At 34.1% G+C, this 9,059-nt stretch carries 9 protein-coding genes; all 9 read right to left on the bottom strand.

All coding sequences use genetic code 11. From position 1 onward, the window contains the following. Window positions 1-268 precede the first annotated feature (268 nt). Window positions 269-790 (bottom strand): FumA C-terminus/TtdB family hydratase beta subunit, encoded by a 522-nt coding sequence (locus LE180_RS04975; RefSeq protein ID WP_374134359.1) that lies wholly within the window; start codon window positions 788-790, stop codon window positions 269-271. After that, window positions 787-1,626, bottom strand: coding sequence for a fumarate hydratase (locus LE180_RS04970; RefSeq protein WP_374134358.1), 840 nt, complete (start codon window positions 1,624-1,626; stop codon window positions 787-789). Before LE180_RS04970 ends, LE180_RS04975 begins: the two co-directional genes overlap by 4 nt. After that, entirely contained in the window at window positions 1,607-2,959 is a 1,353-nt protein-coding gene (locus tag LE180_RS04965; RefSeq protein WP_374134357.1) for an NADP-dependent malic enzyme, read from the bottom strand. The genes LE180_RS04970 and LE180_RS04965 overlap by 20 nt, the downstream gene beginning before the upstream one ends. A gap of 921 nt (window positions 2,960-3,880) precedes the next feature. After that, window positions 3,881-4,852 carry a peptidoglycan DD-metalloendopeptidase family protein gene (locus tag LE180_RS04960; protein ID WP_374134356.1) on the bottom strand — a complete coding sequence of 324 codons (972 nt, stop codon included), beginning with the start codon at window positions 4,850-4,852 and terminating at the stop codon, window positions 3,881-3,883. 51 nt (window positions 4,853-4,903) lie between these two features. Next, window positions 4,904-5,065, bottom strand: coding sequence for a hypothetical protein (locus LE180_RS04955; RefSeq protein WP_374134355.1), 162 nt, complete (start codon window positions 5,063-5,065; stop codon window positions 4,904-4,906). A 246-nt stretch (window positions 5,066-5,311) separates the two neighbouring features. After that, window positions 5,312-6,691, bottom strand: a complete 1,380-nt coding sequence (locus tag LE180_RS04950) for a GGDEF domain-containing protein (protein WP_374134354.1) — start codon at window positions 6,689-6,691, stop codon at window positions 5,312-5,314. Next, window positions 6,684-8,063, bottom strand: a complete 1,380-nt coding sequence (locus LE180_RS04945; RefSeq protein WP_374134360.1) for a diguanylate cyclase — start codon at window positions 8,061-8,063, stop codon at window positions 6,684-6,686. Before LE180_RS04945 ends, LE180_RS04950 begins: the two co-directional genes overlap by 8 nt. Before the next feature lies 1 nt (window position 8,064). After that, window positions 8,065-8,622, bottom strand: a complete 558-nt coding sequence (locus tag LE180_RS04940; RefSeq protein ID WP_374134353.1) for a septation protein SpoVG family protein — start codon at window positions 8,620-8,622, stop codon at window positions 8,065-8,067. Then, window positions 8,619-9,059: hypothetical protein (locus LE180_RS04935; RefSeq protein WP_374134352.1), on the bottom strand; the 441-nt coding region annotated here is incomplete at its 5' end. The genes LE180_RS04935 and LE180_RS04940, both read right to left, overlap by 4 nt.

Raw genomic sequence — 9,059 nt, 5'->3', positions numbered from 1 at the left:
AACAACGGCAAACTTAAAATGGTCGCTATTGTCGCTGTTATGCGTAAGCTACTAGTCATTATTAACAATTGTTGTAAGCAGTATTACCTTGATAAAGCTTATATGCTCACTTAATTATACCTTTTTTCAAGGATTTCTTATACCACTTTTTTCAGTGGGTTGATAAAATGACGAAGCAATCCAGCATCGTTGTTGTCTAGATTGCCACGACTCGCAAACGCCACAAGTCTCGCAATGGCGAGATGATGTTAAAACTTAACAACGCAACTTAAAGCGATTTGACTATATTGCCAAAACTGTCTATTGCAACAATTAACGACATATCTTCAACTTCCAACCTGTATATTGCTTCCGGTCCTAAATCTTCAAAAGCAATTAAATCTGCTCTTTTTACGGTCTTAGAAATAAGGGCCGCAACACCGCCTGTTGCTACAAAATATAGAGCGCTGTTTTCCTTTATTGAACTAACAACATCGTTAGACCTTGCGCCTTTGCCAATCAAAACTTTAACGCCTTCTTTTAAAATCCTCGGCGTAAACGCATCCATCCGTGATGATGTTGTTGGACCGCACGCTCCAATAACAGCGCCCGGTTTTGCAGGAGTTGGCCCGCAATAATAAATTGTGGCATTGATTAAATCTATAGGTGTTTTTTCTTCGCTATCCAACATGGTTATCATTCTTTTATGAGCAGCATCTCTTGCAGTATAAATAACTCCGCTAAGCAAAATTTTTTGTCCCGCTTTTAAAGTTTTCGTATTTAGAACCAAATCTTGTAAATTTATTTTCATATTACGACCGTCTTTCTTCTACAAGAATGGCACTGAATACTTACAGCTACAGGAAGAGAGGCTATATGAACAGGCTTAGTTTCAATAAACACAGCTAGAGCCGTAATCTTTCCACCAAGCCCCATAGGACCAATATTTAATTTGTTTATATCGTCTAACAATTCCTGCTCTTTATTATCATAAAAAATACTTTGATTATTGCTATCAATTTTCCTAAGCAAAGCTTTTTTTGCAAGAAGTCCGACAGATGAAAAATCGCCCCCGATACCGACGCCTACAACCAAGGGAGGGCATGCGCTTCTTCCTTTATCGTTTACAGTATTTAAAACAAACTCTTTTATACCGTTCCATCCTACCGACGGAGTAAGCATTTTCAACGCGCTGGCATTTTCGCTACCGCCGCCCTTAGGTAAAAAAATAATTTCTATTTCATTACCGTCAACTATATCAACATAAACATTTGCCGGTGTGTTATCTTGAGTATTTTTTCTTTCGAGAGGATCTGAAACAATTGATTTACGTAAATAATTACCTACATAACTGGAAGAGACGCCTTTATTTATTGCATCGTAAAGATTGCCATCCTCAATAATTATATCTTTGCCCAATTTTATAAAAAAATTGGCCGTACCCGTGTCCTGACATAATGGAATTTGTTCTTTCTTGGCGATATCTGCATTTTCGATAATTTCTCCAAAAATATCTTTAGCTGTGCCTGTTTCCAAAGCAACGCACTGCCCAAGACATCTTAAAATATCTTCAGGAAGCTCAAAATTTGCTTTTGAGCATACATCAGCAACTGCATTAATTATTATTTCAGATTTTATCTTTCGCACTTTTTATACAACCTTTTTTCATCATTATATCTGTTATAGCTCTGCTTCTTTTGATTATTGCTTTTGCATTGTCATAAATTTTGTCATAACTTAATTTTTTGCCTGCAACCTTTTCCTTTATAGCTTTTACGCCTATAGCGGCGGCTATTTTAGGGAATATTTCCCAATCGTTCATCGTAGGAAGAATCCTATCAGGTTTTATTTTATTGTCTGCTATACAAGAAGCAAGCTCCGTGGCAGCCGTTATACACATAGTATCTGTAATTGTAGAAGCTCTTATATCGAGTGCTCCGCGAAAAACTCCGGGAAATCCCAAAGAATTATTTACCTGATTTGCAAAATCGCTTCTCCCAGTCGCAACCACAGCCACTCCTGCCTCTTTTGCTTCCCACGGCCAAATTTCCGGAGTGGGATTTGCGCACGCAAAAATAATAGGATTTTTAGCCATTGTCTGTATCCATTCTTTCTTTATAACTCCGGGACCGGGAGTTGATAGGGCAATAACAGCATCGGAATTTTCCATAGCCTCTCTAATTCCACCGCGAATATCACTTGCATTTGTATCTATTGCAAGCGACCAATGGTCAGGACTATTTTTTAAATCAAAGCGCTCCTTATGCAGGGTTCCTTTAACATCAACCATAACTATATTTTTAGGATTCGCGCCATAAAGCATTAAAAGCCTTGATATACATATATTGGCAGCGCCTGCCCCTACCATGGCAATTTTAATTTTACCTATTTTTTTACCAACAACTTTTAAGGCGTTTATAAAACCGGCAAGAGTTACAAGAGCTGTTCCCTGCTGATCGTCATGCCAGATGGGTATATGACATTCTTTTCTTAAAGTGTTTAAAACAGGGAAACATTTTGGCTGCTCTATGTCTTCCAAATTTACACCACCAAACGACGGCTGCAGTATTTTTACAGTTTGTATTATTTCTTTTTCATCTTTTGTACCAAGACATATTGGATACGCGTCAACACCGCCAAGATATTTATACAAAAGCGCTTTACCTTCCATAACGGGCATGCCTGCCTCAGGACCTATATCGCCCAGCCCTAAAACCCTTGTGCCATCGCTTACAACGGCAACGCTGTTCCATTTGTTTGTATATTCATACACGAGTTCTGGGTTGTTGCAAATATCAGTACATACAGCAGCCACACCGGGACTATACCATATTGAAAAATCATCTAAACTTTTGACTCTGCATTTTGGAACAACTTCAATTTTACCGCGATAAAAAGGATGCAATTTTCTTGCAATCTTTGACGGTTTTTGGGCTATTTTTAAAAGTTCCGACACATCATTTGTTTTCTTCTTTTTCATATTTTATTTTTCCCCAATAACTCACGAAATAAAAAATCCCGTAACGCGTAAGCTCTTTTCTGTTGAAGCCATATACTAAATAATTCTTCCACTGCTTTCTGTATCAAACAAATGACTTTTTGACAAGTCAAACACAAGCTCTATTACCTGATTAATTTTCCTCTGATTTAGATATTCAACCCTTGCAATCAACTCATTTTGCCCATATCTAAATACAAATATTTTTCACTGCCAAGCGGTTCTACTAACTCAATTACAGCGCTTTAAGATGCTTACTTTTTTATTTGCCGTATTGAAGAAAAGTTTATCATATTATGTCTTCGGGTCTTACGCCCATAGTAACTTTTCGCCCAACGTGTGATAAAACTTTTCTTTAAACTGCTTTGGCAGTTTGATTTCAAACGTTCCTTCGTTAAGAAAAACTGTGTTACTTTTTTTCTACTACGTCAACTTCAAAAAAGTTCATCGAAGGACTACCTATAAACCCTGCTACAAACTTGTAAAATTATGACCGCCACCACACATCTCAAAAATACAGAAAAAACTTTACAGTCACACACTTCTATGTTGGCGCATCAACATGAAGTCACTCTCATGACTGCAAACATTATATATCTTTAACCATTAACCGTCAATCGCTATATTTCCTGATTGTTGACGCTGTTTTTTGTATAATAACGAAAATATCAGCTATAATAAACTAACTTTATATTGGCGCATTGTATCAATGTAAAGTTAGTTGATTACATTATACATACCGATTTATAGGGAGATCTATAGTTGTTGCCAACAACTGAAGAAGAAATACAAAAAACGCAACGCTTACGTACTACGCAGAAAAGAATCTTAGTGGAAATACAATTTTTGTTGAAAAAGACAGAAATAACAAACAGCGCCAAAAAAGAGTAGTCTGTAAGCGAACTACCATATAAGTTTCATAGGATCTAATGCTTTGTCGCCTTTTTTAATTGTAAAATGAAGATGTGGTCCCGTTACTCTGCCGGTTGTTCCGCTTTTAGCTATCAGCTGTCCTTTTTTAACCTTTTGTCCCAACCTTACATTTATAGAAGAAAGATGACCATAATGTGTTATGTATCCATTTCTGTGATCAATAAACACAGCCGTTCCATAATGCCCGACATTGTGACTTGCAACAATAACAACTCCGTCCGCAGCAGCGCCTACCCATGTTCCGGACTGAACGGCAATATCTACGCCCCCATGAAAACTAATTTTACCTGTTACAGGATGTTTTCTTTTTCCGAAATGACTTGAAGGACAACCACATAGAGGAGACCGAAATAACGAACGAAATTCGTATTTCTCCTGCATTCCCTTGTTCATTAAATTTATAGCTGGATGTTTGCCAGGAATAAAAACATATTCTCCCGGAACAAGATTTGTAATGCCAAAATTTTTAAGTTGCAACACTTTATCATCAATATCATAATGTTTCGAAATTTTTGACCAAGTATCGCCCTCTTGAACAGGATGAAGAGAACCTCCTGACGACGGCACTACAATTTTCTGATTAATATTTATTTCATAAGTTTTTAGCTGCGGATTTACACCAATCAAAGTATGTACGGAGTATCCGTATTTTTTTGCCAATGTCCAAAGATTATCCTTTGGTTTAACAGAATAAACAAAAAAATCAACGTCTTTTACTCTTGATGCAAGGTATTTTACTCTAGCATCAACATCATTTAACAAAGTCTCCGGTGAATATGATGGCAACACTACAACAGGGACAGAAGTCATCATAGCTTCGGCTTTTTTTGCAACAACAATCTGAGCAGTAACAAGAACGCCAAGTATTAAAGCTACAAACACAGACCACCTGAGAGACAGATTTTTTAAATTGATTACTTTTATTTCATTATTTTCATTCATGGCGGAACATTATAATAAAAAGCTTGCCAAAAGAAAACTATCTGTAAAACATCACAACATAATGCGCATTTTAGGAATTTTGACGAGGTTATATACTATTTTCTCTATTGCAAGCAATAGTTTTGCATTATTTTTCTCAATATCGTTATTTTTATTGTCTAAAACTGCTTTCCAATCTCGTGATACAACGTCGTCATTATTTACTAAATACACTTGCGCGCCTTCGTACGAGGGAAAAACAAATCTATTTTTATTTAAGAGAAGCTATAGAAGAGAAAATAATTAAATAATGGTCGCCAGAGTTATTGGTAGCTGGCTAAAGTTACTGATAAAAACTGTAAAGAATCAAATAAGGCTTTACTTAATATGTTATCAGTGTTGCCTGAAAGTTAGACGTTTTTAATTCTACTGTTGCATTAGCAACTTGAATTCGCCTTTTATAACGTTTTAGCAATTTTTTTAACCTTTATGCCCAATTGACACATCATCAGACATATCTGCATACATAACAATTCTGTCCCTACCTGTATTTTTTGCCTTATATAAAGCCTTATCTGCCGCATTAATTACAAAATTTGAATTGGAAATACTCTTCGATGAGTGATAACTTATGCCGATGCTCACAGTAATATTAAACTTCTCGTCATTTTCTTCGAACTCTGCGTCTTTTACGGATTTCTTTATTTTTTGAGCGATAAATTGTACTTCCTTTTCATTAACCGAAGGTATCAATACCACAAATTCTTCTCCACCATATCTTCCCACTAAATCACATGGTCTTACAGAAGAAGAAATAATTTTAGCAATACTTGCCAACACTTTATCGCCGGTTAAATGCCCATATTTATCATTTACGTTTTTAAACCTATCTAAATCCAGCATTAAAATATAAAAACCATCGCTATAGCGTCTGTCTCTCTGCATTTCTGCATCTAATCTATTTAGAAAATAACGTCTGAGATACAAACCTGTAAGTCCGTCGATTCTTGACTTCTCGCTAATTTCGTCAAAAAGATTAATTCGTTTCAATCCCAAAGAAATATGAGGCGCAAAAATCAACCCTTCTTCCATATATCTATCTACATCAATCATTTCCGTAACTATAACAATACAACCCAAAAGCTCTTCTTCTATTTTTAAAGGCCAATAAATGGCGCCAAAATTACGATTATCTAATTCCTTACTATACAAACTATCCAAAATATTAAAATTTTTATCCTTACCCAAAAATTTTAATGAATGTACGTAAGGAACCAAATCTTTATCTTTAAGAATACCTGAAGAAGCAAGAAGTTTCCACTCAAATTTAATTTTTTCAAAAATACTACATCCAATCATTCTAGCTTTTTCATCTAGAGCATTTAAAATTATTTTCACATATTCTTCTTTCACAGCGCAATTAGATAGCTTTTTACATGCAACATAAAACTGTATTATCCTTTCCGTTTCATCTTCATATTTTTGCCTTTCGTCAAATGATTCTTTATATTTCTCAAGAATCTCGCTATGTTTGATTTTAAGAACTCTGATTTTTGCAGAAAAATCTTTTTTTAATTTTCCGGATTTAATATGAAAATAATACGGAAGAGGAATCAACGAAATAAAAATCAAACATGCGCTTAATGTAGAAAAAGGGTATTCTTTAACAAAAAAAAGCGCTATCGCGCATGCTATTGAAGAAGTAATAAAAACAGCTCTCTTAAACCATTGCGCGTAATAAAATCCCGCCAAGGAAATGAAGGATGCCCAAACAATAGCGCCTCCAAATGAAGGCATTAAAAAATACAAAACCGCGAGAGTCAAAAGTATATATATCAAATTTAATATTTTTCTATTCATCAGAATATTCTGCCACTCTATTTCTGCCAGATTGCTTTGCCTTGTATAAAGCAACATCTGCCATTTTTATAAGATCTTCTTCAGAAATAGGATTTTTTTTACTTAGTGAAACAAATCCGATACTTCCTGTTGTTTTTATTCTAACCGGCGACAAACTTTCTATCGTCAAGAAAAATCTTTCTTTTTCAATTACTAATCTTATTTTTTCTAAAACTTTTGACGCTTCTTTTGAATTTGTATGAGGCATCATAAAAGCAAATTCATCTCCTCCATATCTTGCAATAAAATCCGTTTTTCTAAATTTTGAACATAAAAGCGTCGCAATCTGACGCAAAAGAGAATCCCCGGCAAGATGCCCGTACTGATCATTAACGCTTTTAAAAAAATCCATGTCCAATATAGCTAGAGACAACGATACATTATTGTTCTGCAAACGATTTAGTTCTTCTTTGAGTCTTTCACTAAAATAGGCATGCGTATAAAGACCCGTTACGCCATCTGTAATTGCGAGTATCTGCAGTTTTTTATATGAATAAAAATTATTTAGAATCGCGCTAATTGTTCCTAATAATAATGATAACTGTCTCAAATCTTCTTCACTAAAAAAACCTTTTAAGTACGAAGTTCCTTGAAGCGTTCCCCAAAAAGCGCTATTAAGCTCAACAGGAACTGCTATAAGCGACAATTTATTGTTATCGCGTTCTGAAGGAAAGCGTCGATCTTCAGACATATTTGCTATCATTAACGGCGAGGTTGTATTTTTCACATAAAAAGAAAAAGCGTCACTTTCTTTATATTTCTTTAATTTCCAAGAACCTTTCCCAATGAAATTATATACAATATCCTCGCATTTATGTATCGTCTCTTTTTCGTTAAGGGAGGCTTGAAACGATTGAAGAATATTACTAATCTTTCTAAAGTTTTCTGCCTGTCGCAACAAGTTGTTAGTTCGTTTTTTGTTTTCCAATGTTGCAGACTCTTTCAATATAATTTCCATATTCAGCGTATCATATTCCTCAAAAAATCCATTCTTTATCGCAATATGCTTATCTTTATACATTTCGAGAATTAAATACAAACACATTATAGCTATACATTCAAAGAACACAAATTGAGCTTCAGACTTATGTCCTATAAAAAATACAATATCTAAAATACCTGTAATAATTGTAATAAAAGTTAGAATACCGCTGTATATATTACCTGAAAAATAATAAAGCGCTATTATAGGAATTGCAATAAGTGGGAAATTAATGACAGGATGCTCAAGTAAAATTACAATCCAAACAACAAAAAAGACACCCGCGCAAACAGGCAATCCTATAGTTGAAACAATGTCTAAAATATTCTTATTTATTTTTTCTTTTAGCATATTAACCACTAATGGAAGTATAATCTGTAATTAATTTTTTTTCGATTGTTTCCTTTAAATTTCTATTTATAAATTTAAAATCTTTAACCCAAATATTATTATTTTTATTTGCAGGCCACGCAACCCATAAACAGTTTTTTGAGCGCATAATACGACATTCAACTTCAATATCATCATTAAAAATTACAGATGCAAATACTTTTATCGTTTTATGATTTTCTAGGATTGAAAATTTATTTATTTTAAACGAAGTGTCGGTAGTTTTGGAAGATATTTTATTTTCGATTAAAGAATCAACAACATACTGTCTAAATTCTCTTTTTAAAATAGAAAACTGCTTATAAACTTTATTTTTATCTTTATAAACGGGAAATTCAATTTCGTTATTTTTTAAAATAATGTTTGAAATCTTAATATCATCATTTAAAACTACGTCAAAAGATCCATCGTTTTTTGAAACTTTAGTAATTTGTAATTCAGCATATAGGGTACTACAAAACCCGAGAGAAACAATTAAAAATAACACTAATACTCTAATATATAAAAATAATTTTGTCATTTTTTTAAATCATCTATAATTGTTTTATTTTTTGAGATTTTTTCAAGAAATTCTGTATAGTGGCGAAGATTGGGGTTGTATTTTGTAAGAATCTGTAATCCCACAAGCAAAGCCTTTGCTCCAAAGTGTTTCTCGCCTTTGTGAACGGGAATCAGTTTAGGTATTCCTAATTTTCTAGCAAGGCTTGGAATAATTTTTGTAATGCCTAAAGAAAGTTCTGCAGCAATATACTTCAAAATCGATTCTTCATCTTCCATATCTTGTTCTCTTCGCAACAATAAAACCAAATCTTCAATACCAAATAGTAAGAGAGGCTCGTAGCTTATTTTTTGTTTTTCTTCAAATCTCTCCAACGCAAGCTCAAATTCTTTCTTCATTTTCGCTTTACACTGCGTTGCCTGTTTTTGAAAACTCAACGGATATACAAAAGCTATGAG

The sequence above is a fragment of the Candidatus Endomicrobiellum pyrsonymphae genome, assembly GCF_020328025.1.
Taxonomy (GTDB): Bacteria; Elusimicrobiota; Endomicrobiia; order Endomicrobiales; family Endomicrobiaceae; genus Endomicrobiellum; species Endomicrobiellum pyrsonymphae.
This window is presented reverse-complemented; position numbering and strand designations above follow the sequence as displayed.

Bases quoted from the DNA above. Each gene is read 5' to 3' on its own strand.
- LE180_RS04975 (WP_374134359.1), bottom strand. From the start codon at position 790: ATGAAAATAAATTTACAAGATTTGGTTCTAAATACGAAAACTTTAAAA.
- LE180_RS04965 (WP_374134357.1), bottom strand. From the start codon at position 2,959: ATGAAAAAGAAGAAAACAAATGATGTGTCGGAACTTTTAAAAATAGCC.
- LE180_RS04960 (WP_374134356.1), bottom strand. From the start codon at position 4,852: ATGAATGAAAATAATGAAATAAAAGTAATCAATTTAAAAAATCTGTCT.
- LE180_RS04950 (WP_374134354.1), bottom strand. From the start codon at position 6,691: ATGAATAGAAAAATATTAAATTTGATATATATACTTTTGACTCTCGCG.
- LE180_RS04945 (WP_374134360.1), bottom strand. From the start codon at position 8,063: ATGCTAAAAGAAAAAATAAATAAGAATATTTTAGACATTGTTTCAACT.
- LE180_RS04940 (WP_374134353.1), bottom strand. From the start codon at position 8,622: ATGACAAAATTATTTTTATATATTAGAGTATTAGTGTTATTTTTAATT.